The sequence below is a fragment of the Streptomyces sp. Inha503 genome (genome assembly GCF_047215865.1).
GTDB classification, from domain to species: domain Bacteria; phylum Actinomycetota; class Actinomycetes; order Streptomycetales; family Streptomycetaceae; genus Streptomyces; species Streptomyces lycopersici.
In genome coordinates this window covers 7,980,941-8,005,352 of sequence record NZ_CP178360.1, presented here as the reverse complement: position 1 = coordinate 8,005,352, position 24,412 = coordinate 7,980,941, and the positions used below count along the sequence as shown (strand labels likewise).

Sequence of the window (24,412 nt, the reverse complement as noted above, 5' to 3'; positions counted from 1 at the left end):
TGCCTGGCCCTGTCGGGCCTTGTGTCCGGCGTTTACGGGCCTATGACCGGCCCGCGGTCCGGGCCCGGTCGGCGTCCTCCAGCGCACGGTCGAGCTCCCTGCGCAGAACCGCCTGGAAGGCCGCGACATGCCGCGGGCCCATCAGTGTGTAGTGCTCACCGGGTACGTCCAGATACCGGTTGGGCTCGGTCGTGAAGTCGTCCCACCGGCGCAGCTCGTTCGCCAGCCAGTCCTCCTTGGTGCCGCGCAGCGGGATCGCGTAGAAGACCGTCATGGACCGGGTGGTGCCGCTGGGGTGGTAGTCGCGGCCCAGGGTGGTGAGGCCATGGGCCAGCTCCGCCCAGGCGGTGAACTTGTCCAGGTCCAGGTCGAGTTCGTCCAGCCGGGCGGGCGGGGCGATCCGCAGCAGATGTGCCAGTTGCTCCTCCTGGGACAGCGGGCGCAGTTCGGCGGGGAGGTCGAGCGACTGCTTCTTGTTGATCAGGTCGAGGAAGAAGGCGAGGTTGGTCGCGGTCTCGATGAAGTCGAGCTCGTCCATGCGGTACTTGATGTGCGGCGGAAGGTTGAAGCTGCCGACGAAGTCGACCCGCTCGCCCTGGGCCTCGAGCACCTTGGCGATCTCGAAGGCCACGGCGCCGCCGTAGGAGTATCCGGCGACGGCGTAGGGGCCGTGCGGCTGGCGGGCGCGGATGGCCTCCACATAGCACTCCACCATCTCCTCGAAGCTGGTGAAGGGCTTCTCGCCCTCGTTGAAGCCCCGGGCGCGCAGCGCGTGGAACGGCCGGTCGCCGACGAAGTACTTGGCGAGGTTGACGAAGACCAGAACCTCGCCGACGCCGGGGTGGACGCAGAACAGCGGGGTCTTCTCACCGCCGGACTGGAGCGTGACGACCGGGTCGTACGCCGCGGCGCCGGGCGCGCCGCCGCCGTCGAGCCGGGCGGCGAGCTGCCGTACGGAGGGTGCGGTGAGCACCGTGATGACCGGTAGGTCCGCGACTCCGAGGCGCCGGTGGACCTGGCGCCGCAGCCGCAGGATGTCCAGCGAGGTGCCGCCCAGGTCGAAGAAGCTCGCGGTGGCGCTGATCCGCTCCGCGGTGGTGTCGAACATCTCGGCGTAGATCTCGGCGAGGATCCGCTCGGTCTCGCCCTCGGGCGGGGTGTGGCCGCCGAGCCGGCGGGTGGTCAGCTCCGCGACCCGCTCGATGACGTCGTCGTATCCACCGGACTCCAGGCGCTGGCGCATCCGGCGGCGCAGCGTCTTGCCGAGGCTGGTCTTGGGGAAGGCGTCCTTGGGCAGCGGCAGGATGAGGGAGGGCCGGAAGCCCCAGTGGATCACGACGGTCGAGCGGACCGCGGTGATCATGCGGTGCAGCCCGGCCTCGTCGTCGTCCTCCGGCTCCGGGTTGACGGCGATGACCAGCTGCTCGGTGTCGCTGCCGGGGCGGCGGGTCGGGAACGCCGCGACATAGCCCCCGGCGACATCGTCCAGCTGCTCCAGGGCGGCCTCTATCTCATGGCTGAAGTAGTTGACGCCATTGACGATGACGCTGTCCTTGCTGCGCCCGACGAGGGTCAGCCGGCCCTCGTCGATCCGGCCCAGGTCGCCGCTGCGGAACCAGCCGTCCGGGGTGAAGGCTTCCTCGGTGGCCTCGTCGTTGTTGTAGTAGCCGGGGGTGATCATCGGGCCGCTGAGCTGCAACTCGCCGATCTCGCCCGCGGGCAGCGCCCGGTGGTCGTCGTCGGCGACCCGGATCCGCAGCCCCTCGACGGGGGTGCCGAGGTTGGCGAACTCCTGGCCCGCGTCGGCGGCCGGGAACTCGCGGTTGTAGATGCTGCCCGCGCAGGTCTCCGTCATACCGAAGGCGGGCCAGAGCGCGGCCTTCCGGAGGCCATACGGGGCGTAATGGGCCAGGAATGCCTCGCCGGTCGCGACGACATTCGCCTCACCGCCGCTGACGATATGGCGAAGCGCGCTGAGATCGAGCCCTTCGCCGCCCGCCGATATCTCCTCCGCCACCTCATGGACGGAGGAATTGAGCGGACCGAGGAGGAAGTTCGGCGTAAAGGTCATCGTGACCTTGTGGCGGGATATGATCCGGAGGAACCGCAGCGGCTCCTCGAGAATGACCGCGGCTTCCGCATGCAATTGCTCGGCGCCCACGTACAGCGGCAGCATATGCGCTTCCAGAAGCGCGGCCACATGGTCGTAGGAAATCCAGTTGAAGGTGGTGTCGGCTGCGGTGAGCCGCTGCTTTCCCGCCTTTCCGGCCATCGACGCCAGGATATTTCCATGGGTCAGCATGACCGCTTTGGAATTCCCGGTGGAGCCGGAGGTGAGCACCAGCAGGGCGAGGTCGTCCGGATCCGCGTGGTGCACGTGGTGCACGGCGGGCGGCCGCCCGCGCTCGGCGCCGGAGGCGTCCTCGGCCGCCCGCAGCTCCTCCACGACGGCCACCGCGAGCCCGGGGACCTCGGGCAGCTCGGCCCGCGTCGCCTCGGTGGTCACCAGCAGCGGGCCGTCCAACAGCTCGTTGACATGGGTGAGTTGGGCCGCCCAGCGGGCCGGGTCACCGGAGATCGGCACCATCGGGCAGGGCACGAAGCCGCCCAGCAGACAGGCCCAGAGGACCGTCAGGAATTCCGGCTGGCGGTCCAGCAGCAGGGCCACCTTGTCCCGCGGCCGCAATCCGCGGCCGCGGAGTGCGGAGAGGAGTCCGAGCGCCGATTCCAGAAGTTCCGGATAAGACTGCCGCACGGATTCACTCGCAGTGGGCCCGACCAGATAGCGCACCCCCGAATGGGCATGGTCGCGCGCCGCCCGCAACAACAGCCGGGCAACTGAGTTCGGCTCCGTGTCTTCCTGTGGTACCGAGGTATTCAAGGGTTGTGACCTCATTCCCCCACGGCCCCTCTTCCTTCCCGATTCTGAGGCCACGAAGGTAACAGTCCCGAACATATGTCTCCATGACGCTCTACCGGGACTCTAGCGAAGCTCTAGCGGAATTTCTCAGGCCGGAGGACTTTCTTTTTTCAAAAGTGCGATTCAGCCCACAGAGAAATGATGGCTGCGCCATGCATCTTCCACCACCGCGTGCGGTTGTGCACGGATGCGGGGCCGAGATCAGGGGCGGGCCGGGGGTCGGTCCGGGGTCGGATCAGGGGTGGACCCAGGTCGGATCAGGAGCTGATCGGGCTTGACTCCGCGCGTCCGCGATATATCGTGTTACGTGGGAGACACGATATGTTGCGTCCAGATGGCGCGCCGCACGTCCAGCCAGGGGAGGCCAGGGATGTCAGCCCGATCACAGTGGTCGATCAACGCGCCACAGAAGCTCACCCTCGACGACCCGGTGTCCACGCTCGACATCCAGATCGCGGGCGGCACGGTCAATGTGGTCGGCGCCGCCCCCGGCCCCGCCCGCCTCGAGGTCTCGGAGATCGACGGCCCGCCGCTGAAGGTCACCCACATCGACGGCACCCTGAGCGTCGGCTATGACGACCTCCCCCGGAAGGGCTTCCGCAAGTGGCTCGGCCATTACACCCGCACCGCCCATGTCACCCTCACCGTGCCCGTCGGCACCAGCGCCACCGTCGGCGTGGTCGGGGGCTCCGCCGTGGTCTCCGGGCTGTCCGGCCGTGCCGAGCTGCGCGGTGTCTCCGGCGACTTCACCCTGCTCGGGCTGACCGGTCCGGTCCAGGCCGACACCGTATCCGGCCGGGTCGAGGCCCAGGCCGTCACCGGCGATATGCGGTTCCACTCCGTCTCCGGCGACCTCACCGTCATCGAGGGCTCCGGGCCCTCGGTACGGGCCGAGTCGGTCAGTGGCGACATGGTGCTCGACCTGGCGCCCGCCCCCAAGTGCTCCGACATCTGCCTCACCACCGTCTCCGGTGAGATCGCCATCCGGCTGCCGCACCCCACCGACGCGGAGGTGGAGGCCAACACGGCCAGCGGCTCGGTCTCCAACGGCTTCGACGATCTACGGGTCACCGGCCAGTGGGGCGCCAAGAGGATCACCGGACGGCTCGGCACCGGCAATGGCAGCCTCAAGGCCACCACCCTCTCGGGCGCCATCGCGCTGCTGCGCCGTCCGCCGTCCGAGGAGGACACGGACACCACCGACGGCACCCAGGGAAAGGTCCTCTGATGCCCCCCGTATTCGCCCACGGCCGACTGCGCCTGTATCTGCTCAAGTTGCTCGACGAGGCGCCGCGCCACGGCTATGAGGTCATCCGTCTGCTGGAGGAGCGGTTCCAGGGGCTCTACGCGCCCTCGGCCGGCACCGTCTATCCGCGGCTGGCCAAGCTGGAGGCCGAGGGGCTGGTCACCCACACCACCGAGGGCGGCCGCAAGGTCTACTCCATCACCGACGCCGGGCGCGCCGAACTGGCCGACCGCAGCGGTGAGCTGGCCGATCTGGAGCTGGAGATCCGCGAGTCGGTCGCCGAACTCGCCGCCGAGATCCGGGAGGACGTCCGCGGCTCCGCGAGCGATCTGCGGCGGGAGATGCGCGAGGCGGCCCAGCAGGCCCGCGCCTCCGGCGGCGCCCAGGACAAGCAGGCCCCGTGGGAGGGGTCGTGGGGCGACAAGGAGACCTGGCGGCAGGCGAAGGAGGAGATGCGGCGCGCGAAGGAGGAGTGGAAGGAGCAGGCGCGCCGGGCCAAGGAGGAGAGCCGGCGGGCCCGGCAGGACGCCCAGCGCGCCCGCAAGCAGGCCAGGGACGCGCAGGACTTCGCGCGCGAGGAGGTCCAGCGGATCGCCCGGCGGGTCCAGGAGCAGACGCAGGAGCACATCCGGGCGGGCGACTGGCAGCGGGCGGTGCGCGAGGGGCTGGCCGAGGTGTCACGCGGGATGGGCCGGATCTCCCGGCCGGGCACCTCGCGCTCGGACCGGGGGCCGGACTGGGGCACGGACTGGGGCTGGGGCGACGAGGCGTCCGGCCCGGACGTCACGGTCGAGCGGGTGGACGTGACGAAGCCGGAGGGCGGGAACGCGGAGGGGAAGCCGAAGGGTGGCAGCCCGGAGCAGAAGCCGACGGCCGGCAGCGCGGAGGAGAAGCCGACGGGTGGCGGCCCCGAGCAGAAGCCGACGGCCGGGGACGGTGGCGGCGGCGCGGCCGGGGTGCGGGTGCCCGAGTGGGCCAGGGACTTCACCCCCTCCGGCACCCCCGCCCGCGATCTGGAGCGGCTGCTCGACCGGTTCCGGGACGACGTCCGCGACGCGGCCCGCGACCACGGGGTGACGGAGGCCCAGCTGGCCGAGGCCCACCACCATCTGGGGGCGGCGGCGGCGCGGATCACGGCCCTGCTGAGGGGGGACCGGGCGTAGGGGCTGTCCGGCGGGACGTGACGCCTGCGGCGGGCTGTTCCCCTCCCCGCCCTTTCCCGTTACCAGGGGCGAAGCCCCGCCACGCAGCGGAGCTGCATATCGACGCCGAGGGAAGAGGCGGAGCCCCGGTCCGGGGGCTGGGGCGGAGCCCCAGTTTCGGGAAGGGGCGGGGAGGGGAAAGGCCCGCCGGACGCCCCCGTAAGCGCTCCACCGGCAGTGCCCACACCTGCCATCGATCGTGCGCGGCGGAGTCGCGCATCGACACAGCCCGCGCCCCTGGCCGCTTGACTTGCACCGCGGTTGAAGTTTCAGGATCGGCGTCGGAGGGGGCGCACCGCGGGGGAGCGCGCCCCTCCGGCCTCGATCCCCACTCCCCCGGCCCGTTCGGCTTTCCGACGTCCCCAATCGCGAGGAGACCGCCATGTCCGCCCCGACCAGCTCCGGACCGCTGCCCGATCTCACCCGGCCCGATGTGGGCGCCGCGCTGTTCAGCACCTGGAGCGTGGGCACACCGGAACGGCAGCGGGCCACGGTCGACGCCATCGCCGCCGCCTGGGACAGCCGCCCCTGGCCCGCGCCCGAGCTGACCTCGTACAACCTCTACGCGGGCACGGACGGCGATACGCTGATGCACCACTCCCAGTGGGCCGACGAGGCCGCGTACCACGCCTTCTTCCGGACCCAGCGCCAGCAGCGCAATGACGCGGTCGACAGCGCGGTCCCGGACATCGAGCGGCTCGGTCTCGCGTACTACCGCCACTACCGAACCTTCCAGGCACCGGCCGCCGGCCAGGGCGCCACCACGGACCCCGGGCTGTTCGTCGTGGTCGAGATCGACTTCAACGACCCCGATCCCCAGACCCGCCGGTCCTGGGTGGACCTGGTCATCGAGGCCCTGGAGAGCGAGCCCGACCCGGGTCTGCTCTCCGCCGACTTCCATCTGATCGCCGATGGCGAGCGCCATCTGTCCACCGACCGCGCCCGGGTGCTCAACTACGCCCGCTGGACCGACGTGGAGGCGTACGAGGCGGCCCTGGCGGCCGACGGGCCGCGCGGCGGCGGCTCGTACGCCTGGGACCGGGTGCGCGACTTCCCCGCCCTGGTGGGTGCCTCTTCCCGCTCCTATCACTTCCGGCGGAGCTTCGTACGGCCGTCGGCGCCGTAGCCGTCATAACGGCGCCGTAGCGGAATTCCGGGAATTCAGCGGGGCGCGAGAGTCAGCGGGCAGCCGCGCATTACCCCGGGAATCCCCGGCCCGCACAACGGCCCGAACAACGGCCGGGGACCCGCACAACGGCCGGGAATATGCCGCCGCGATATTCAGGCCGCCCACATTCAGACCGTCAGCACGACCTTGCCGAAGAGATCGCCGCCCGCCATCTTCTCGAACCCCTCGCGGGCCCGATCCAGCGGCAGCACCGAATCGATCACCGGCCGTACCCCGCGCGCGGCGCAGAAGCTCAGCAGGTCCTCCAGCTCGTCCTTCCCGCCCATCGTGGAGCCGACGACCTTCAGCTCCAGGAAGAAGATCCGGTTGAGCTCGGCGGTCTTTGGGTTGGGGCCGCTGGTGGCGCCCGAAATCACCAGGGTGCCGCCGGGCTTGAGGGACTTCACCGAATGCGACCAGGTCGCGGCGCCCACCGTCTCGATCACGGCGTCCACCCGGCGCGGCAGCCGCTCCCCCGGCTCGTACGCGCCCTCGGCGCCCAGCTCGACGGCGCGGGCCCGCTTGGCCTCGTCACGGCTGGTGGCCAGCACCCGCAGCCCGGCGGCCGCGCCCAGCACGATCGCGGCGGTGGCCACACCGCCCCCGGCGCCCTGGACCAGGACGCTGTCGCCGGGGCGCACCCCCGCGTTGGTGAACAGCATCCGGTACGCGGTCAGCCAGGCCGTGGGCAGACAGGCGGCCTCCTCGAAGGAGAGCTCCTTGGGCTTGGGCAGCAGATTCCAGCTGGGGACGGTCACCTGCTCGGCGAAGGTGCCCTGGTAGCGCTCGGTGAGGATGGAGCGGGGCTCCTTCGGGCCGACACCGTGTCCGCTCTGGCCGATGACGGAGTGGACGACGACCTCGTTGCCGTCCTCGTCGATCCCGGCCGCGTCACAGCCGAGGATCATCGGAAGCGACTCCTCGCCGAGGCCCACACCGCGCAGCGACCACAGGTCGTGGTGGTTGAGCGAGGCGGCCTTGACGTTCACGGTGGTCCAGCCGGGCCGGGCCTCCGGCTCGGGGCGCTCCCCCAGTTCGAGGCCGCTCAGCGGCTGGTCACGGTCGATACGTGCGGCATAGGCAGCGAACATGATCCCGACCTTAGGCCGCCGGGCGACCCCACGGAACCGCACCACGGTGTGACCCCGCTCGCCCGCCGGACAGCGCACGGGCCGGGCCGCCCCTCCGGCTGAGGGGCGGCCCGGCCCGTAGAGGCACCTGGTCGTCGGTGAACGCCACCCGGCCCTGGGCGGGGCGTCAGCGGCGGGCGACGCCCTCCGCGCGGGCGGCCGCGGCGACGGCCGCGGTCACGGCGGGGGCGACCCGCTCGTCGAACGGCGAGGGGATGACCTTGTCCGCGCTCAGCTCGTCGGCCACCACGGCGGCCAGCGCCTCGGCGGCCGCGAGCTTCATGCCCTCGGTGATCCGGGAGGCCCGGACCTGGAGGGCGCCCGCGAAGATGCCGGGGAAGGCGAGGACGTTGTTGATCTGGTTCGGGAAGTCGCTGCGCCCGGTGGCGACCACCGACGCGTACTGGTGGGCGACGTCGGGGTGGATCTCCGGGTTGGGGTTGGCCATTGCGAAGATGAAGGCGTCCGGCGCCATCTTGGCCACCGCGTCCGCCGGCACCGTGCCGCCGCTGACGCCGATGAAGACGTCGGCGCCGTCCAGCGCGGCCTCCAGGGATCCGGTGAGCCCGGCCTTGTTGGTGAAGCCGGCCAGCTCACGCTTGACGTCGGTGAGGTCCTCGCGGTCCGGCGAGACGACGCCCTTGCGGTCGCACACGGCCACATCGCCGATGCCCGCCTCGGTGAGGATCCGGGCGATGGCCACACCGGCGGCGCCCGCCCCGGAGATGACGGCGCGCAGCTGACCCAGCGCACGGTTGGTCAGCTTGGCGGCGTTGCGCAGCGCGGCGAGGGTGACCACCGCCGTGCCGTGCTGGTCGTCGTGGAAGATCGGGATGTCGACCCGCTCCTGGAGCTTGCGCTCGATCTCGAAGCAGCGGGGCGCGGAGATGTCCTCCAGATTGACGCCGCCGAACGAGGGCGCGAACCGGGCGACGGTCTCCACGATCTCGTCCACGTCCCGGCAGTCGAGCGCGATGGGCACCGCGTCCACCCCGCCGAACTGCTTGAAGAGGATCGCCTTGCCCTCCATGACCGGGAGGGACGCCTCCGGACCGATGTCGCCGAGCCCCAGCACCGCGCTGCCATCCGTCACCACGGCGACGACCTGGGACTTCCAGGTGTAGTCGTGGACGAGCTCGGGCTGCTCGGCGATCGCGCTGCACACCTTGGCGACGCCCGGTGTGTACGCGAGGGACAGATCGTCCCGGTTGCGCACGGGCACGGTCGCCTGGACGGCCATCTTGCCGCCGCGGTGCAGGGCGAACGCCGGATCGAAGGGCTCCCCGTCGGTCACGCCTTCGGCTCCTTCGCCGCTGCCGCTTGTGCTGTCGCTGCGAGGATTGACCATCTCCGCTGCCACTGTTTTGACCCCTTTGTCGTTTTTCTGTCGAGGGTATCCGCCCCAGGTTCGGAGCGGGCGGGCACCGCGTCGTCCCATTCAGCGGATGACCACCGCATGGGTGTGGGTACGAACGCCGGGCGCGTCGCACTCGCGCCCTGAGCCCCGGGTGAGGGGTGTAGCCGTCTGTTCTACCTGAAGCGCGCGCCGAGGGACGAGCGAGTTCTGGTGCCATGACGCCGGAAAACCAGGCATTACGCCTGAAGACGGGCGAAAGCTCTAGGGAAAGTCCATGCCGCTGTCATGCGCTGTTCCCCGCATGATCACGAGCCTGCCCCGCGCCACCGGCCGCCGCTGTCCGGCCGGTACCGCTGTCCGATTGTGCACCACGGGGATCGCCCGTTATCCGATTTTGACATGGCCAGCGGCCCGTACGGGCCCGTCCGATGGCAAGATGCCCCAATCACACGAGATCGCGACACCCACAAACGTGTTCCCGAGCTCTCACCCCCTCACCCTGCCGGAGGAACCAGCATGACCGCCAGCTTCACGCCCCGTGGGGCCACCCTGAAGTCCCGGATGGCCCCCGTCGGCGCGATAGCGGTCGTAGGCGTCCTGCTGCTGACGGGCTGCGGCGATCAGACCGACAAGGCCACGGGCGGGTCCAACACCAACTCCGCCCCGCTCTTCAACCAGCTGCCCAAGGAGATCCAGAGCGCCAAGGTGATCAAGGTGGGCTCGGACATCAACTATCCGCCGGTCGAGTTCAAGAAGAACGGCCAGGTCATGGGCATCGACCCGGACATCGCCGACGCGCTCGGCAAGCAGCTCGGGGTGAAGTTCGAGTTCAACAACGGCACCTTCGACACCCTGCTCTCGGGTCTGCGCTCCAAGCGCTACGACATCGCCATGTCGGCCATGACCGACAACAAGGGCCGCCAGCAGGGCGTCGACCCGGACACCGGCAAGAAGGCGGGCGAGGGCGTCGACTTCGTCGACTACTTCACCGCGGGTGTCTCGATCTACACCAAGAAGGGCGACACCAAGGGGATCAAGACCTGGGACGACCTGTGCGGCAAGAAGATCGTCGTGCAGCGCGGCACCGTCTCCCACGACCTGGCCAAGTCCCAGTCGAAGACCTGCCAGAAGAACGGCAAGGGCAAGATCTCGATCGAGGCGTTCGGCAATGACACCGAGGCCCAGACCCGGCTGCGCGGCGGTGGCGCCGCCGCCGGCTCCAGTGACTTCCCGGTCGCCGCGTACGCGGTGAAGACCTCCGGCGGCGGCAAGGACTTCGAGCTCGTCGGCGATCAGGTGGAGGCGGCCCCGTACGGCATCGCCGTCGCCAAGAAGAACACCCAGCTGCGCGATGCGCTCAAGCAGGCCCTCGCCCTGATCATCGCGAACGGCGAATACGACAAGATCATCGCGAAGTGGGGCGTCAAGGACGGCGCGGTCACCAAGGCCATCATCAACGGCGGCAAGTGATCCGGCCCTCCCCCGTCCGCGCTCGCGCTGAAAGGCACCATCCGTGACTACTAAGATCGAAAAGGCGGGTCCGGTCGACGCCCCGCCGCCGGCGCCGGAGAGCATCAAGGCCATCCCGGTGCGGCACTACGGCCGCTGGGTCGCCGCGGTCGTCGCCATCGCCCTGATCGTCCTGCTGATCTCGGCCTTCGCCCGCGGTGACGTCAACTGGAAGGCCATCCCGGACTACTTCTTCGACGGCGAGATCCTCAGGGGCGTCCGCAACACCGTCTGGATCACCATCCTCTCGATGGTGGTCGGCGTGGCGCTCGGCATCGTCCTCGCGGTGATGCGGCTGTCGAAGAACCCGGTGACCGCCTCCATCGCCTGGGGCTACATCTGGTTCTTCCGCGGCACCCCGGTCTATGTGCAGCTGCTGGTCTGGTTCAACCTCGGCCTGGTGTTCGACTACATCAACATCATGCCGATCTACAAGGACGAGTGGTCGGACTTCATGACCCCGTTCCTGGCCGCCCTGCTGGGCCTGGGCCTGAACGAGGCCGCGTACATGGCCGAGATCTGCCGGGCGGGCATCCAGTCGGTCGACGAGGGCCAGTCCGAGGCCGCCCAGGCGCTCGGCATGAGCCACGCCAAGACGCTGCGCCGGGTGGTGCTGCCGCAGGCGATGCGGGTGATCGTGCCGCCGACCGGCAATGAGTTCATCAACATGCTCAAGACCACCTCACTGGTGATCGCGGTGCAGTACTGGGACCTGCTCCAGGCCACCTCCGAGGTCGGGCAGAACTCCGGCGCCACGGCGGAGATGCTCTTCCTCGCGGCCGCCTGGTACCTGATCCTCACCTCCGTGCTCAGCGTGGGCCAGTACTACCTGGAGCGGTACTACGCGCGCGGCTCGAGCCGTAGCCTGCCGGCCACCCCGCTCCAGCGGGTCCGGGCCAATCTCCTCTCCTTCAGCAACCGCTCCGGAGGTGTCGGCGCATGACCGCCATGGTGAAGGCCGAGGGCGTCCACAAGTCCTTCGGCCCGGTTCAGGTCCTCAAGGGCATCGACCTCGAGGTCGCCCCGCGCGAGGTGTTCTGCCTGATCGGCCCGTCCGGTTCCGGCAAGTCCACCTTCCTGCGCTGCATCAACCACCTGGAGAAGGTCAATTCCGGGCGGCTGTACGTGGACGGCGATCTGGTCGGCTACCGCCAGAAGGGCGACAAGCTCTACGAGCTCAAGGACCGCGAGGTCGCCGAGAAGCGGCGCGACATCGGCATGGTCTTCCAGCGCTTCAACCTCTTCCCGCATATGACCGCGCTGGAGAACGTGATCGAGGCGCCGGTCCAGGTCAAGCGGGAGTCCAAGGCGGTGGCACGGGAGCGCGCGCTGAAGCTGCTGGACCGGGTGGGCCTCGCCGACAAGGCGGCCAACTACCCCTCCCAGCTCTCCGGCGGCCAGCAGCAGCGCGTGGCGATCGCGCGGGCGCTGGCGATGGAGCCGAAGCTGATGCTCTTCGACGAGCCCACCTCGGCGCTCGACCCGGAGCTGGTGGGCGATGTGCTCGATGTGATGCGCGGGCTCGCGGAGGACGGCATGACGATGATCGTCGTGACGCATGAGATGGGCTTCGCGCGCGAGGTCGGGGACTCGGTCGTCTTCATGGACGACGGCGTGGTGGTGGAGTCCGGGCATCCGCGGGAGGTGCTGACCAATCCTCGGCACGAGCGGACGAAGTCGTTCCTCTCCAAGGTGCTCTAAGCGGATCGGCGGAAGTCGGCTGGGGTTCGGTGGCGCCCCGAAGGGGCGCGGGGCCGTGGCGATGTGCGGCTCCGCCGCGCGGCTGTGTCGATATGCGGCTCCGCCGCGTGGGACCAGCCACGACGGCGCCGCGGACGGTCGACGGCAGGTCAGGGCGCTTCCAGCGGAGCGCCTAGGCGCGGCACATGCGCGAGGGCGGTACGGGCCGATGGCCGTACCGCCCTCGCGCACTCCGCCCCTGGGTCACTTCAGCCCGAGCACCATCGCGTCCGAGGGCGAGCACCAGACGGCCCGCGCCTCCCCGAAGCCCGCCGCGCGCAGCGTCTCCGCATGCCAGGCGACGGACTGCGTCTCACCGTCCGCGTGGTCGCCGTTCGCCGGATTGCCGAAGATCGAGAACCGCTCGGCGACCGGCCCGGCCAGCGCCTCGTCCCGCGCGGCGGTCTGCCACCAGTCCACCCAGTCCTGGGTGCCCTCGGCCCTGGCCCGCGCCTGCCGCGCCTTCTGGTACGCGTGGTCGGCGGCGTTGAGCCGGGGTGTGGCCGGATCGGGCATGTGGTCCGCGTTGAGGAACACCCCGCCCTCCCGCACCACGCCCGCGACCTGCCCGTACAGCACCCGCAGCTCGTCCGAGCGCAGCCAGTGGAGCGCCGTGGCGGTCAGCACGGCGTCGTACGCACGGTGCGGCAGCCGCTCGGTCCAGCCGGGGTCGCGCAGATCGGCGGTCACGAACTCGGCGCGCGGCTCGGCCGCGAAGTGGCCGCGGGCGATCGTCAGCAGCGCGGGGTCGAGGTCGACACCGGTGCTGGTGGCGCCCGGGAACCGGCGCAGCGCCCGGTCCGAGATACTGCCCGTGCCACACGCCAGGTCGAGGATCCGGGGCTCCGGGCCGACGACGGCCTCGACCGCGTCGAGCATCACCCTGAACCGTTCCTCACGATCGGGGAGGTACCACTCCTGCTGCCGGTCCCAGCTCCGCTGCCACGCCTGCCAGTCCGCCACGGCGACGGTGTCCGTCATCGAGCCCCTCCAAACCATGCGTCATCGTCTCGGCGCAGCCGCCCGTAATACCCTCGTAGGCAGAACGCCTCTTACCGACCTGATATGACCCTAGACCGCCGTTCGTAAGGACCACAAGTGGAACTGGCTTATTACTCGGATCTCGCCGTGCGCCTGGTCAACAGCGAGGAGCCGAGCCGTGGCACCGACACCCTGACCTCGGTGGAGGCCGTACGGGCGCTCTTCGGGGAGAGTCAGCAGGCCCGGCGGACGACCGACGCGGACGTCACCCGGCTGAGGTCGGTCAGGGCCCGGCTGCGCGCGGTCTTCGAGGCGGCGGCGGGCGGCGACGAGGTGCTGGCGGTGGACCTGCTGAACGCGCTGCTCATCGAGTTCCCGGTGAGCCCGCAGATTTCCGGCCATGAGACCCGCGACGAGGACGGCCGCCCCGACTGGCATATGCATATCGCGGACTACGCCGCCAACGCGGGTGCCGGATACGCCGCGACCGCCTCGATGGGGCTGGCCTTCCACCTCACCGAACTGGGCGCCGACCGGCTGGGCATCTGTGAGGCGTCACCCTGCCGCAACGCCTATCTCGACACATCGACAAATCGTTCCCGGCGCTACTGCTCCGACCGCTGCGCCACCCGCGCCAACGTGGCCGCCTACCGCGCCCGCAAACGCCTCGACGCCGAGCGGACGGCCGGCGCCGAGCGCAGTCGCCGCCAGGACCGCGAGCCCACGGGCCGTACCGCGGACACCGCCCAGGAGACCAGCCCGGCCATCGACCGCTGACCACCGCGCCCGGCGCTCCGCAGCGGCCGCAGCCGCACCCAGGCCCGGGCCACCACCAGCTCGTCCGGCACGACGCCGAACTCCCGGCTGTCGTTCTCCACGTACGGGTTGTCGCCCTTGACCCACCAGCCGCCCTCGCGCCGCTCCACCGCGCGCTTGACGATCAGCAGATCCTGCCGGAACGGATGGCGCAGAACCACCACGTCCCCCGGCCGTACGGGCGCGCCGTAGCGCACCACCAACTGGTCGCCGGGGTACAGCGTCGGCTGCATCGACGGGTTGTACACCTCCGCGAGCCCAATCCGCAGCAGCCCGCGCTGGTCACGGTCCGGCTCCTGCCCGCGATCGCCCAGCTGCTCCCGCATCACGGCACCTCCGGTCCTCACCCTGCCCCCAACACGATCCCAGGCATCCCAGCCTTGCACTGGACTTTTGACCTAAGCCCCCCGGGGCACCCGAGAAAAGGCTTCCCCCACGGAGTAATCTCGCACCTGAGAAGACGATCACGAATGGAAGGACAGCTCTATGCTCTCCCGCCTGTTCGCCCCCAAGGTTCAGGTCAGTGCCCACTGCGACCTGCCCTGCGGTGTGTACGACCCGGCCCAGGCACGTATCGAAGCCGAGTCCGTCAAGGCCATCCAGGAGAAGTACCAGGCCAATGAGGACCCGCACTTCCGCGCCCGTGCCACCACCATCAAGGAGGAGCGCGCGGAGCTCGCCAAGCACCATGTCTCGGTGCTGTGGAGCGACTACTTCAAGCCCCCGCACTTCGAGAAGTACCCCGAGCTGCACCAGCTGGTCAACGACACCCTCAAGGCCCTGAGCGCGGCCAAGGGCTCGACCGACCCGGCCACGGGGCAGAAGGCCCTGGACTACATCGCCCAGATCGACAAGATCTTCTGGGAGACCAAGAAGGGCTGACCCCGCTCTTCCCCAGCACCACCAGACCGCACCCGAGCCGCCCCGAGTGGCCCGGGTGCGGTCTTCTTTGCCGTGAACCTTGCGTGAACCTTGCCGGTTCGCCTTGAACGTCCTCGGCGGGCGCCGGGGTTGACACCCCGCCCCTCACCCCCGAGGGCTGATGCCCGCCACGGTCAGGTGCAGCAGTCGGGTCGCCTCGGTGGCGGGGTCGGGGTGGTGTTGGGTGGCCAGGGCGATGCCGGCGACCAGGGTGACCAGGTCGACCGGGGTCACGCCGGGGGCCACCGCGCCGGCCCGCTCGGCTCGTCGCAGCAGGGGCTCGCCCGCGTCGGCGAGGGTGTTCACGCAGGGGTTCGCGTGTTCCGGGTCGAGTTCCCCGTCCCGTAGGAGCGCGGTGGCCAGGCCCTGCACCGTGGCGGAGTAGACGGTGAGGGCGCCCAGCCAGTCCAGCAGGGCGGCCCGTACGTCGTCCGCCTCCGCGAGCTCACGGGCGCGGGTGGCCAGGCATTCGATGCGCTCGCGGAAGACCGCTTCCAGCAGGGCGCGGCGGGTGGGGAAGTGGCGGCGCACGGTGGCCGAGCCGACTCCGGCGGTGCGGGCGATCTGTTCCAGGGAGGCGTCGGCGCCGTGCGTGGCGACCTCCTCCTCGGCGACGGCGAGGATGCGCGCGTAGTTGCGCCGGGCGTCCGCGCGCTGGGCGGGCATGGCGTCACCTCCGGGTTGCCAAGTGGCGGGTTGCTAAGTGGCGGGGTCCTCCGTATCGTACCGAGTCATAAGTGGCGGGGCCCGCCGTTTAGCCTTCCCAGTCGACTTGTCGATGAGTCGATACCTTTCTGCCCGAGGAGCAGCAGCATGCCCGTGCAATCCCCGACCTCCGCCCCCGTCCTCGTCACCGGTGCCACCGGACAGCAGGGCGGTGCCACCGCCCGAGCCCTGCTCTCGGCGGGCGTTCCCGTGCGGGCCCTGGTCCGCGACCCCGCCGGCGAGCGGGCCAAGGCCGTGGCGACGCTCGGCGCCGAGCTGGTCAAGGGCGACTTCCTCGACCTCGACTCGGTGCGGCGGGCCGCCGAGGGGACGCGTGCCGTCTTCTCGATCCAGATGCCCGATATGAACGACCTCCAGGGCGATTCCGAGTGGGTCCAGGGGCGCAATCTGATCGACGCCGCGCGGGACGCGGGGGTGGCGCAGTTCGTGCACACCTCCGTCTCCGGCGCCGGGCAGCACCACAACGCGCCCGGCTGGGCGGAGGGCCGCTGGGCGGCGCTGGAGAACTACTTCGCCACCAAGACCGGCCTCCAGGACCGGGTCCGCGAGGCGGGCTTCCGCCACTGGACGCTCCTCAAGCCCGCCTTCTTCATGGAGAACTTCCTGTCCCTGCTCCCCAACGGCCCCGAGGGCGGCCTGGCCACCATCCTCAAGCCCGGCACCGAACTCTCCCTCATCGCCGTCGCCGACATCGGCACGGCGGCCGCCGCGGCCTTCGCCGACCCGGAGCGGTTCCACGAGGTCGAGCTGGAACTGGCGGGCGACCATATGACGATGACCCGGGTCGCCGAAGTCCTCTCCGAGGTCACGGGCGCCGAGCTGACCGTCCCGTCGATGACCGTGGACGAGGCGCTCGCCGCCGGGATGCCGCAGTGGGGCCTCGGGCATGAGTGGACGAACACGGTCAGCCAGCCCGCCCGCCCCGAGTTCGCACGCGCCCTCGGCCTCCCGATCACGAGCTTCGCCGAGTGGGCCGGGCGGCATCTGCGGCCCGCGGTGGTCTGAGTCTGACCCGCGCACTTCCCAGGCGTCCGCTCCGGGCTCCGCGCTGTGGTTGATGCCCGGACCGGAGTGGACCAGGCTGGAAGGGAGCCCTGGTGGACGGACCCGGTGCCGTCCCGGAGGGATGGCGAGGATGAAGCGCCACGACAGCGGCTCCGCGCGGGAGCGGGGCGGCTTCGACGAAGCGGATACGGCACGAGCCACCGTAAGCGATGACGGGACGCTGACCAGCTGGAACGAGGGCGCCCGTCGACTGCTCGGGCATCCCTCGCCCGAGGTCGTGGGGCGGCCCGCCGCCGAGCTGCTGGCCGATCCGGGCCGCGCGACGGGCGCCGAGGCCCGCCATGCCCGCACCCGGCTGACCCGGTGGCACGGGATCGTGGCGCTGCGCCACCGGGACGGCCGCGAGGTGACCGTACCGCTGCTGGCGCACCGCAGGCGGCCGGAGGGCGACTGGCTGCTGGTGACCGCCGCACCCCGCGCGGAGCAGCCCCCCGAGTCATGGAACGACGGGCTGACGCAGTGGGCCTACACCCAGTCGCCCTGCCCGATGGCGATCTACGACGCCGATATGCGGCTGCGCAAGGTGAACGCCGAGATGGCCCGCGTCACCGGCCTCCCCGAGACGGAGATCCGCGGTCTGCGGCTGTCGGAGATCAAGGGCAGGCTCCAGAGCGAACAGCTCGAAGCGGCCATGCGCCATGTGCTGACCACCGGCGAACCGCGCGAGGTGGAGACGTATCTGCGCACCGGAAGCGGCGAGGCCAAGGAGCAGGCCTGGTCGGCCCGGTTCGCCCCGCTGCAAGCGAGGGACGGGCGGGTGTACGCGGTCTGCATGGCGGCGCACGACATCACCGATCAGTATCTGGCCCGCCAGCGGCTGCTGCTGCTGAGCGCGGCCAGCGAACGGATCGGCTCCACCCTCGACATCGACCACACCGCGCAGGAGCTCGCCGACGTCTGCGTACCGCGACTGGCCGACTACGCCAGCATCGACCTGCTGGACCGGCTGACCCAGGAGGAGGAGCTGCCGTCCGGGCCGCTCACCGACCCGGTCGTACTGCGCCGCGCCGCCCGGCAATCCATTTACGAGGGATGCCCGGAGTCCGTGGTGCCGGTGGGGAAGGTGGACACCTACCCGAAGGTCTCACCGATGGCCGAATGCCTGGTGGCGGGGCGTCCCATCATCCACACGTCCACCGATCCCTCGATGGCCGAGTGGGGTGCGCTGAAGCCCGACCGCGCCGAGACGATCCGGCGGTTCGGCGTCCACTCGATCATGTCGGTGCCGATCCGGGCGCGGGGGACGACGCTCGGAGTGGCCGTGTTCGCCCGCCACCGCACCCCCGAGGCGTTCACCCAGGACGATGTGGTGCTGGCCGAGGAGATCACCACCCGGGCCGCCGTCTGCGTCGACAACGCCCGCCGCTTCACCCGGGAGCGCAACACCGCCCTGGCCCTGCAACGCAGCCTGCTGCCGCAGACCCTCCCCCAGCCACCGGCCGTCGAGGTCGCCTCGCGTTATCTGCCCGCGGGCCCGTACGCCGGGGCGGGCGGGGACTGGTTCGACGTCATCCCGCTCTCCGGGGCGCGCGTCGCGCTGGTGGTGGGCGACGTGGTCGGCCACGGCATCCAGGCGTCGGCCACCATGGGCCGGCTGCGGACGGCGGTCCGTACCCTCGCCGACGTCGATCTGCCACCGGACGAGCTGCTCACCCACCTCGACGACCTGGTGATCCACCTGGCCGCGGAGACCGGGGCCGAGGAGGCCACCGGGGATGTGGGGGCCACCTGTCTGTACGCGGTCTACGATCCGGTCTCGCACCGCTGCTCGCTGGCCGCGGCCGGGCACCCCGCCCCGGCGCTGGCCAGGCCGGACGGCTCGGTGGAGTTCCTGCCGGTGCCGCCCGGACCGCCGCTCGGGGTCGGCGGGCTGCCCTTCGAGGCGATGGAGACCGAGCTGCCCGAGAACGCCGTGCTCGCCCTCTACACCAACGGGCTGATGGGCGAATGGGACCGGGATGTGGACGAGGGACGGCTGCTGCTGGCCGACGCGCTGGCCCACCCCCGCGGCTCCCTGAGCGGCACCTGCGACGCCGTACTGCGGACGCTCCTCCCGGGCGAGGGGGTGCTGGACGACGTCGCGCTGCTGCTCGCCCGCACCCGCGCCCTGGACGCGGCACACGTGGCCACCTGGGACGTGCCCGCCGATCCGGCGTGGGTGGCGCGGTCCCGCCGGAACGTGACGGAGCGGCTGACCGAATGGGGGCTCGACGAGGCCGTCTTCACCACCGAGCTGGTCGTCAGCGAGCTGGTCACCAACGCCATCCGGCACGCCGTACCGCCCATCCAGCTGCGGCTGATCCATGACCACTCGCTGATCTGCGAGGTCACCGACTCCTCCAGCACCGCCCCGCATATGCGCCGCGCCCGCACCTTCGACGAGGGCGGCCGCGGGCTGCTGCTGGTCGCGCGGCTCAGCCAGCGCTGGGGGAGCCGCCAGACCGCCGAGGGCAAGACGATCTGGTCAGAGCAGACACTGCCGGTGGGGCTGCCCGGCGGGCTGCTCGGCCTGGACTGACCGGACCGAACGGCCCGGGGCCTCCGTGGGCGTCAGAAGCGCCAGCGCGTCTGGCCGTACTCACCCTTGCGGAAGCCGAACGCCGTCGCCGGGGCGACCCGGAAGACCAGGGCCTCATGGCCCTGGTGGTGGAAGGCGCCGTCGCGCACCTGGAAGGTCCACTCCTCGCCGTACTTCTCCACGTACGCCGCCGCGATCCGCCGCAGCGTGGCGTCGTCCCGCACCGGCTCGGCCGTGCCCTCGACCACCAGGTCAAGGCCCTCGCGCAGCACGCCCACACCCGTGGTGAGGGCGCAGCGCGGATTGTGCGCGAGGTTGCGGGCCTTCTGCTCGGCGGGGCCGGTGCAGAAGCAGAGGGCTCCGTCGAACCAGACGGCGATGAGCGGGGTGACGTGGGGACGGCCGTCCCGGCGGACCGTGGACAGCCAGTAGAGCTCCGCGGCCGCCAGCCCCTCACGCCCCTCGGGCCAGGCGGTGGCGGTGGCGTCCGGGCTGCTGAAACGGGTGTCCAGCGCGGTCTGCGGTTCGTGCTCGGCGATCATCTGCTCGCTCCTCGCATGGCGTGGCGGTCCGGTGCGGTCCCATGTGCTTGGACCGCCCGGCGGAGCGAAAGTCATCGCTCGCCACCCCTTCGGGGGCTACGAGTTCGGAGCTATGAGTTCGGGGCTATGCGTTCAGGAGCTACGAGACCTCGGCGGGCCCGGCGAGCCCCAGGATGTCGAGCTCGTCGCGGGTCGGGGGCTCCTGGAGGCGCAGCAGCGGACTCTCGTTGCGCACCAGCCACTGGCGGTACGCGACGCTCGCCCAGGCGATCTCGAAGTACGCGTCCGCCAGGTCGCCGAAGAGGGCGTCCACGTCGAGGGGCGCGCCGGACGCCGTGGCACCGACGTCGACGGGCACACCGGACTCCCGGTCCGGGGCGGGTTCGATGGCGCCGGTACGGACCACCGCGTCCGGGGCGGATCCATCGGCGCCGGTACGGGCCGCCGGGACCGCCCGTGAGGCCAGGAACAGCCGGACCGTCAGCGGATCCCCGTGCAGCGGGCGGACCGCCACGCCCTGGCGGGACCGCGCGGTGGGCTGGCAGGGGGTGACCACCTCGCCCGAGGCGACCAGGTCGGCGGCGGTCAGATAGTCCCCGTAGACCACTCTCGGATTGAGCCCGGCGGCGGCCAGCACCCGGCGCAGCCCGGGCCCCTCGCCGTCCACGCTGGGGTCCACCATCCACTGGTCGGCGGCGAGCTCGGCGAGCCGCACCACGGGGCGTGCGGCGGCCGGATGGGTTTCGGCCAGCGCCACGAACTGCGGCTCCCGCTCCACGAGCACCCGGCGCTCCACGCCCTCGGGCACCCGCAGCGGCGCGCCCTCGACCTCGTGGACGAAGGCGACGTCCAGCTGGTTGGCGGCCACCATCTGCAACAGCGCGTTGGCGGAGACGTCGATGTGGATGGTGGTGTCCGCGTCCGGGTAGCGGGCGCGGAGCCTGCGCAGCCAGCCGACCACGGCCCGGCTGCCCGTGCTGCCGATGCGCAGCCGGGCGTCGGCGGTCTGCCCCGCCTCCAGCCGGACCTCGTCGACGAGGGCGTTCATCTCGGCCACGATCGGCCGGGCGCGGCACAGCACGGACCGCCCCAGCGGGGTCGGCCGACTGCCGGTGACCTCCCGCGAGAACAGCCGGCCGCCGACGGTGTTCTCGATCCGCCGGAGCTGGGTCGTCAAGGACGGCTGGGTCATGCCCAGTTGACGCGCCGCCTTCCGTAGGCTGCCGGTGTCGGCTATGGCGCACAGTGCACGGAGGTGCCTCACCTCGAGCTCCACGGCGGGAGCATAACTGCGCACTTGTCCGTCACACCAGACTCTGAAATCCCGCCAACCCGTACCGGAATCGATCAATCGGTGGTCAAACACGGGTCAACGGGGTGTCAAACGCCGGTCATCGGCCGGGCCCTGAACGCCCGGCGGGGGATATGCCCTCGTCCTATCACCAGTTGATATCTCCGCGTACGGCCGGTTCTCCTCAAGACTCTGCGTCAGCCAAGAGTTCATCCCACGGCCCCGGCCGCCACCCCACACGGCGACCGGGGCCCGAGGACGATGAGGAGCCCCCCACATGTCACTCCCCAAGCTGGCGCTGTCCGCGACCATCGGCCTCGGCCTGGCGGTCTCCCTGTCCGCCATGCCCGCGTCCGCGGCCACGCCCGACCACTCCACGGCCCAGCGCGGCGCGGCGGCCGCCGCCTACACGGCGAGCGGCGAGGAGCGGGCCGACACCGACGCCTTCATCAAGGCCGTCATGAAGTCGGCGCTGGAGAAGCGGGCGAAGTCGCCCAGCGCGGCGGCGGCCGTCACCGTGACCTACAACGCGAGCCAGGCCCCGACCTTCAAGTCGGTGATATCCCGCTCCGCCCAGATCTGGAACTCCGCGGTGAGCAACGTGAAGCTCCAGGAGGGCAGCAACGCGGACTTCACCTACCGCGAGGGCAATGACCCCCGGGGCTCGTACGCGAGCACCGACGGGCACGGCAGCGGCTATGTCTTCCTGGACTACGCCCAGAACCAGGAGTACGACTCGACCCGGGTCACCGCGCACGAGACCGGCCATGTGCTGGGTCTGCCGGACCACTACGAGGGTCCGTGCAGCGAGCTGATGTCCGGTGGCGGCCCCGGCCCGTCCTGCACCAACTCGCAGCCGAACCAGGCCGAGATCAGCCGTGTCAACCAGCTCTGGGCCAATGGCCTGGCCAAGCTGGAGAAGCAGCTGGCCAAGACCCACTGATCCCGCCGAACCCGCCGAACCCACTGAACCCACTGAACCCGCCGACCCCACTGATCCACTGATCCGCTGGATCAGGGCCTGACCGCCCGCACCCGGTTCCCGACGCCGGGTGCGGGCGCTCGGCGTGTGCGGACGCGGTATCGGTGCACGCGGACTCCGGGGCCGCCGCACACGGGGAGCGACGCCACCTCCGGCCGGAGGTACCGTATAGACACCAGGAGCATTTCGCACAAACCGGCCGGATTCCCTCCAGCTCTGGGCCCCGGCCCCAGGGAGTGAGCACCATGGAGACCCTGATCACCGTGGTCGTCATCCTCGCGCTGATCGCCGTGGGCGCCCTGCTGATCCACCGGACCAATGTCCAGAACGGCAACCGCATGTCCCCGGAGAGCCACGAGACCCTCCCGGGCGGCGGACGGGCCCGCCATCGCGCCTGGGGCCGCGGGCGACAGCACCGGGGCCACCGGATGACCCCTCCCCCGCCCCAGGACCGCCGACCCTGACCCCGGCCGCCACCCAGCCACCACACGCGAGCGCGCCCCGCGCACCACACGGCTCCGCCGCGTGCCCCGCCGCAAGCGCCACGACCCGCGCCGCGCCCTAGGTGTGCTGTCCGGCGGATCTTTCCCCTCCCCGCCCCTTCCCGTTACCAGGGGCTCCGCCCCTGGACCCCGGGGACCGGGGGCAGATCCCCGCCCCGCAGCAGAGCCGCATATCGATGCTGTTGGTAGGGGCGGAGCCCCGAGCCGGGGTTTGGGTCGGAGCCCCGGCCCGGGGACTGGGAGGAACTCCGGCCCGAGATCTGGTGCGAGGCCCCGGCCCAGGGGCCTGGGGCGGAGCCCCGATCCGGGACCTGGTGCGAGGCCCCGGCCCAGGGGCCTGGGGCGGAGCCCCGATCCGGGACCTGGGGCAGAGCCCCGATCCGGGGTCTGGGGCAGAGCCCCGGCCCGGGGTCTGGGGCAGAGCCCCGGCCCGGGGTCTGGGGCAGAGCCCCAGTTGTGGGAAGGGGCGGGGAGGGGAGCAGCCCGCCGCAGGCGCCACGACCCGCGGCGCGCCCTAGCCCTCTTCCTCGCCCAGCGCCTCGTCCAGCGTTGCCACCGGCTCGAGCACATCCAGCATCCGCCCCGCCCGCAGCGTGCGGAGGATCAAGGCGTCGTCGCAGACCAGCCGCATCCGCCCGCCCCGCTCCCGGACACGTCGATGGGCCCGGCACAGCAGTCCCAGGCCCGAGCAGTCGAAGAAGGAGGTCGGGCGTAAGTCCACGATCACCGAGGGCCGGTCCCCGGCCGTGGCCGCGTCCAGCGCCGGTCCCACGCTTCCCACCCCAGCGATGTCGATCTCACCGTGGAGCTCCACGACGGTGTACCCGCCGACCCGGTGCGTACGGACCCGAGGAACGACGCCATCGGCCGGATCCTCGCTCGCGGGCCCCCGCGCGGCGTTCTGGGCACCGCGATCCACCGGCACCGGCGCATCACGCGGAGCGCCTTGCTGCGTCATCGCGATATCCCCTCGGAACGGCACACTGCCCCTCTCACCTTCGTCAGGTCCCGGAAGCGGGCAGGGTCGGGCATCGGGTGCGAAATCCGCCGGGTCCTCAGGCGACGTTCCGCGAGCGTAAGGGGGTGACCCCCGGTTACAGAGGGAGGGACGCAGCATTCCGCCGGTAAAGACCGCTCGTCCGAGTGAATTTCGGTTCTTACTATTGACACTTGGTCAGATACGGCCTAGGCGAGGGCGTCACCGCCCCCTCCGACCACCGGACCCGCCGCGCCCGCGATCGCCGGAGTCAGATCTTCCAGTATCTCAAAGGCGTCGTCCAGCCGGACCATGCGCAGCAGTCGCAGAAAGCGCGGATCACCGATGACGAGCCGCAGCCGCCCGTCCCGCTCCAGCACGCGATTGCGCAACCGGCACAGTAACGACAATCCGGCACAGTCCAGGAACGTGACCGGCCGTAGGTCCAGGATCAGATCCGGGCACCGCACCTGAACGAGGGAATCGAGCCGAGCCACGATCCGCCCCGCGGCGAAGATGTCCAGCTCTCCCGCGACCTCGGCGACGGTGACTCCGCCGAGCGCGTGGACTCGGACGCCGAAGGCGGGCCGATCATCGAACATGCAAGCCTCCTTGACCTGGTGGAGGCGCGCGACACCGGAGCCCGCGGCCACGCCGGTCATCGCCGGGGTCCAGGCCGGCCCTTCAGTAGATGACATACCCATCTACCGGCTGACCAGTCAACGAACGGCCCGGCACGTGTCGTTGGCCTATTAAGGCCCCTCGGTCGCGAACCGTTACTCGCCGGTAAAGCAGAGGTCTTCTCATGTCCACCGGCAG

The 24,412-nt window shown here is 71.0% G+C and carries 21 protein-coding genes and 1 pseudogene; 12 read left to right on the top strand and 10 right to left on the bottom strand.

Annotated features, from left to right (window positions below):
* Positions 1-40: 40 nt before the first annotated feature.
* A complete protein-coding gene (locus tag ACJX2R_RS34055) occupies positions 41-2,896 on the bottom strand; it encodes an AMP-binding protein (protein WP_413103237.1) in 2,856 nt (951 codons plus the stop codon).
* 394 nt (positions 2,897-3,290) lie between these two features.
* Between ACJX2R_RS34055 and ACJX2R_RS34050 the strand changes: the two genes are divergently transcribed.
* The 3 genes from ACJX2R_RS34050 (at position 3,291) to ACJX2R_RS34040 (ending at position 6,494) form a co-directional block, all read left to right on the top strand.
* Positions 3,291-4,148: a DUF4097 family beta strand repeat-containing protein gene (locus ACJX2R_RS34050; protein ID WP_413103236.1), complete on the top strand. Its 858-nt coding sequence runs from the start codon at positions 3,291-3,293 to the stop codon at positions 4,146-4,148.
* Positions 4,148-5,329, top strand: coding sequence for a helix-turn-helix transcriptional regulator (locus tag ACJX2R_RS34045; protein WP_413103235.1), 1,182 nt, complete (start codon positions 4,148-4,150; stop codon positions 5,327-5,329). The genes ACJX2R_RS34050 and ACJX2R_RS34045 overlap by 1 nt, the downstream gene beginning before the upstream one ends.
* 421 nt (positions 5,330-5,750) lie before the next feature.
* Complete coding sequence (locus ACJX2R_RS34040; RefSeq protein WP_413103234.1) at positions 5,751-6,494, top strand: antibiotic biosynthesis monooxygenase; 744 nt, start codon at positions 5,751-5,753, stop codon at positions 6,492-6,494.
* Positions 6,495-6,664: 170 nt separating this feature from the next.
* On the opposite strand, the gene ACJX2R_RS34035 is transcribed toward ACJX2R_RS34040, so the two are convergent.
* Together ACJX2R_RS34035 and ACJX2R_RS34030 are read right to left on the bottom strand one after the other, a co-directional pair.
* The gene (locus ACJX2R_RS34035) at positions 6,665-7,627 is read right to left on the bottom strand and encodes a zinc-binding dehydrogenase (RefSeq protein WP_413103233.1); all 963 of its coding nucleotides are present in this window, start codon (positions 7,625-7,627) and stop codon (positions 6,665-6,667) included.
* Between the two features lie 166 nt (positions 7,628-7,793).
* A complete protein-coding gene (locus tag ACJX2R_RS34030; protein WP_262701840.1) occupies positions 7,794-9,026 on the bottom strand; it encodes an NADP-dependent malic enzyme in 1,233 nt (410 codons plus the stop codon).
* A gap of 513 nt (positions 9,027-9,539) precedes the next feature.
* Here ACJX2R_RS34030 and ACJX2R_RS34025 point away from each other — a divergent pair.
* The 3 genes from ACJX2R_RS34025 to ACJX2R_RS34015 are packed head-to-tail and all read left to right on the top strand — an operon-like array spanning position 9,540 to position 12,233.
* A complete protein-coding gene (locus ACJX2R_RS34025; RefSeq protein ID WP_413103232.1) occupies positions 9,540-10,493 on the top strand; it encodes an ABC transporter substrate-binding protein in 954 nt (317 codons plus the stop codon).
* Positions 10,494-10,536: 43 nt separating this feature from the next.
* The gene (locus tag ACJX2R_RS34020; protein ID WP_262701838.1) at positions 10,537-11,475 is read left to right on the top strand and encodes an amino acid ABC transporter permease; all 939 of its coding nucleotides are present in this window, start codon (positions 10,537-10,539) and stop codon (positions 11,473-11,475) included.
* Between the two features lie 5 nt (positions 11,476-11,480).
* Positions 11,481-12,233, top strand: a complete 753-nt coding sequence (locus ACJX2R_RS34015; RefSeq protein ID WP_121825398.1) for an amino acid ABC transporter ATP-binding protein — start codon at positions 11,481-11,483, stop codon at positions 12,231-12,233.
* Between the two features lie 243 nt (positions 12,234-12,476).
* Here ACJX2R_RS34015 and ACJX2R_RS34010 read toward each other — a convergent pair whose 3' ends face one another.
* Positions 12,477-13,253: a class I SAM-dependent methyltransferase gene (locus tag ACJX2R_RS34010; protein WP_413103231.1), complete on the bottom strand. Its 777-nt coding sequence runs from the start codon at positions 13,251-13,253 to the stop codon at positions 12,477-12,479.
* Between the two features lie 117 nt (positions 13,254-13,370).
* Here ACJX2R_RS34010 and ACJX2R_RS34005 point away from each other — a divergent pair, with 117 nt between their 5' ends.
* Positions 13,371-14,030, top strand: coding sequence for a CGNR zinc finger domain-containing protein (locus ACJX2R_RS34005; RefSeq protein WP_262701835.1), 660 nt, complete (start codon positions 13,371-13,373; stop codon positions 14,028-14,030).
* A 56-nt stretch (positions 14,031-14,086) separates the two neighbouring features.
* Here ACJX2R_RS34005 and sodX read toward each other — a convergent pair.
* Positions 14,087-14,395, bottom strand: a pseudogene (gene sodX, locus ACJX2R_RS34000) (nickel-type superoxide dismutase maturation protease); the annotation flags it as partial.
* 160 nt (positions 14,396-14,555) lie between these two features.
* Here sodX and sodN point away from each other — a divergent pair.
* The gene (gene sodN, locus ACJX2R_RS33995) at positions 14,556-14,951 is read left to right on the top strand and encodes a superoxide dismutase, Ni (protein ID WP_037965025.1); all 396 of its coding nucleotides are present in this window, start codon (positions 14,556-14,558) and stop codon (positions 14,949-14,951) included.
* Between the two features lie 144 nt (positions 14,952-15,095).
* Here sodN and ACJX2R_RS33990 read toward each other — a convergent pair whose 3' ends face one another.
* Entirely contained in the window at positions 15,096-15,656 is a 561-nt protein-coding gene (locus ACJX2R_RS33990) for a TetR/AcrR family transcriptional regulator (protein ID WP_413103230.1), read from the bottom strand.
* A 147-nt stretch (positions 15,657-15,803) separates the two neighbouring features.
* Here ACJX2R_RS33990 and ACJX2R_RS33985 point away from each other — a divergent pair, with 147 nt between their 5' ends.
* Positions 15,804-16,721 carry an NmrA family NAD(P)-binding protein gene (locus tag ACJX2R_RS33985; RefSeq protein ID WP_413103229.1) on the top strand — a complete coding sequence of 306 codons (918 nt, stop codon included), beginning with the start codon at positions 15,804-15,806 and terminating at the stop codon, positions 16,719-16,721.
* Positions 16,722-16,851: 130 nt separating this feature from the next.
* The gene (locus tag ACJX2R_RS33980; protein WP_413103228.1) at positions 16,852-19,299 is read left to right on the top strand and encodes a SpoIIE family protein phosphatase; all 2,448 of its coding nucleotides are present in this window, start codon (positions 16,852-16,854) and stop codon (positions 19,297-19,299) included.
* Positions 19,300-19,331: 32 nt separating this feature from the next.
* Here ACJX2R_RS33980 and ACJX2R_RS33975 read toward each other — a convergent pair whose 3' ends face one another.
* Together ACJX2R_RS33975 and ACJX2R_RS33970 are read right to left on the bottom strand one after the other, a co-directional pair.
* Entirely contained in the window at positions 19,332-19,841 is a 510-nt protein-coding gene (locus tag ACJX2R_RS33975) for a pyridoxamine 5'-phosphate oxidase family protein (RefSeq protein ID WP_413103227.1), read from the bottom strand.
* A 139-nt stretch (positions 19,842-19,980) separates the two neighbouring features.
* Positions 19,981-21,117, bottom strand: a complete 1,137-nt coding sequence (locus tag ACJX2R_RS33970; RefSeq protein ID WP_413103226.1) for a LysR family transcriptional regulator — start codon at positions 21,115-21,117, stop codon at positions 19,981-19,983.
* A 292-nt stretch (positions 21,118-21,409) separates the two neighbouring features.
* On the opposite strand from ACJX2R_RS33970, the gene snpA reads away from it, so the two are divergent.
* Positions 21,410-22,075: a snapalysin gene (gene snpA, locus ACJX2R_RS33965; RefSeq protein WP_262701823.1), complete on the top strand. Its 666-nt coding sequence runs from the start codon at positions 21,410-21,412 to the stop codon at positions 22,073-22,075.
* A gap of 284 nt (positions 22,076-22,359) precedes the next feature.
* Positions 22,360-22,578 carry a hypothetical protein gene (locus ACJX2R_RS33960; RefSeq protein WP_413103225.1) on the top strand — a complete coding sequence of 73 codons (219 nt, stop codon included), beginning with the start codon at positions 22,360-22,362 and terminating at the stop codon, positions 22,576-22,578.
* A 553-nt stretch (positions 22,579-23,131) separates the two neighbouring features.
* Here ACJX2R_RS33960 and ACJX2R_RS33955 read toward each other — a convergent pair.
* Together ACJX2R_RS33955 and ACJX2R_RS33950 are read right to left on the bottom strand one after the other, a co-directional pair.
* The gene (locus tag ACJX2R_RS33955; RefSeq protein ID WP_413103224.1) at positions 23,132-23,575 is read right to left on the bottom strand and encodes an STAS domain-containing protein; all 444 of its coding nucleotides are present in this window, start codon (positions 23,573-23,575) and stop codon (positions 23,132-23,134) included.
* Positions 23,576-23,802: 227 nt separating this feature from the next.
* Positions 23,803-24,195 (bottom strand): STAS domain-containing protein, encoded by a 393-nt coding sequence (locus ACJX2R_RS33950; protein WP_413103223.1) that lies wholly within the window; start codon positions 24,193-24,195, stop codon positions 23,803-23,805.
* Between the last annotated feature and the right edge of the window lie 217 nt (positions 24,196-24,412).

Excerpts from the sequence above, each read along its gene's own strand:
- ACJX2R_RS34055 (WP_413103237.1), bottom strand. The coding sequence starts at position 2,896 with ATGAGGTCACAACCCTTGAATACCTCGGTACCACAGGAAGACACGGAG.
- ACJX2R_RS34050 (WP_413103236.1), top strand. The coding sequence starts at position 3,291 with ATGTCAGCCCGATCACAGTGGTCGATCAACGCGCCACAGAAGCTCACC.
- ACJX2R_RS34045 (WP_413103235.1), top strand. The coding sequence starts at position 4,148 with ATGCCCCCCGTATTCGCCCACGGCCGACTGCGCCTGTATCTGCTCAAG.
- ACJX2R_RS34040 (WP_413103234.1), top strand. The coding sequence starts at position 5,751 with ATGTCCGCCCCGACCAGCTCCGGACCGCTGCCCGATCTCACCCGGCCC.
- ACJX2R_RS34035 (WP_413103233.1), bottom strand. The coding sequence starts at position 7,627 with ATGTTCGCTGCCTATGCCGCACGTATCGACCGTGACCAGCCGCTGAGC.
- ACJX2R_RS34025 (WP_413103232.1), top strand. The coding sequence starts at position 9,540 with ATGACCGCCAGCTTCACGCCCCGTGGGGCCACCCTGAAGTCCCGGATG.
- ACJX2R_RS34015 (WP_121825398.1), top strand. The coding sequence starts at position 11,481 with ATGGTGAAGGCCGAGGGCGTCCACAAGTCCTTCGGCCCGGTTCAGGTC.
- ACJX2R_RS34010 (WP_413103231.1), bottom strand. The coding sequence starts at position 13,253 with ATGACGGACACCGTCGCCGTGGCGGACTGGCAGGCGTGGCAGCGGAGC.
- sodN (WP_037965025.1), top strand. The coding sequence starts at position 14,556 with ATGCTCTCCCGCCTGTTCGCCCCCAAGGTTCAGGTCAGTGCCCACTGC.
- ACJX2R_RS33990 (WP_413103230.1), bottom strand. The coding sequence starts at position 15,656 with ATGCCCGCCCAGCGCGCGGACGCCCGGCGCAACTACGCGCGCATCCTC.
- ACJX2R_RS33985 (WP_413103229.1), top strand. The coding sequence starts at position 15,804 with ATGCCCGTGCAATCCCCGACCTCCGCCCCCGTCCTCGTCACCGGTGCC.
- ACJX2R_RS33980 (WP_413103228.1), top strand. The coding sequence starts at position 16,852 with ATGAAGCGCCACGACAGCGGCTCCGCGCGGGAGCGGGGCGGCTTCGAC.
- ACJX2R_RS33975 (WP_413103227.1), bottom strand. The coding sequence starts at position 19,841 with ATGATCGCCGAGCACGAACCGCAGACCGCGCTGGACACCCGTTTCAGC.
- snpA (WP_262701823.1), top strand. The coding sequence starts at position 21,410 with ATGTCACTCCCCAAGCTGGCGCTGTCCGCGACCATCGGCCTCGGCCTG.
- ACJX2R_RS33960 (WP_413103225.1), top strand. The coding sequence starts at position 22,360 with ATGGAGACCCTGATCACCGTGGTCGTCATCCTCGCGCTGATCGCCGTG.
- ACJX2R_RS33955 (WP_413103224.1), bottom strand. The coding sequence starts at position 23,575 with ATGACGCAGCAAGGCGCTCCGCGTGATGCGCCGGTGCCGGTGGATCGC.
- ACJX2R_RS33950 (WP_413103223.1), bottom strand. The coding sequence starts at position 24,195 with ATGTTCGATGATCGGCCCGCCTTCGGCGTCCGAGTCCACGCGCTCGGC.